Origin of the sequence: Streptomyces regalis (assembly GCF_001509475.1) — a bacterium.
Lineage (GTDB): Bacteria > Actinomycetota > Actinomycetes > Streptomycetales > Streptomycetaceae > Streptomyces > Streptomyces regalis.
This window is the reverse complement of sequence record NZ_LLZG01000326.1, coordinates 1-251: the sequence shown is the minus strand read 5'-3', so window position 1 is coordinate 251 and position 251 is coordinate 1. Positions and strand designations below refer to the sequence as shown.

1 protein-coding gene is annotated in these 251 nt (G+C 75.7%); it reads left to right on the top strand.

Going from position 1 to position 251, the window contains the following annotated elements:
• The coding region (locus ADL12_RS27955; protein ID WP_159053319.1) for a substrate-binding domain-containing protein at positions 1-251 on the top strand (251 nt) is incomplete at both ends.

Below are 251 nucleotides of genomic sequence, written 5' to 3'. Positions count from 1 at the left end.
GCCGCGGCCGAGCGCGGGCTGACCGTGCGCACGTACTGCTGCGGGGACGATGCCGCGTCGGGCCAGGCCTGTGTGGAACGGATCCTGCACGACGACCCGGCCACCACGGCCCTGGTCACGCTGAACGAGGCCGCGCTGGGCGGCCTCTACCGGGGGCTGGCCGTGGCCGGCCGCCATGTGCCGCGCGACTTCTCCGTCACCGGAGTCGTGGCCGGCCGTTGGGCGGAGACGGTGACCCCGCAGCTCACCGC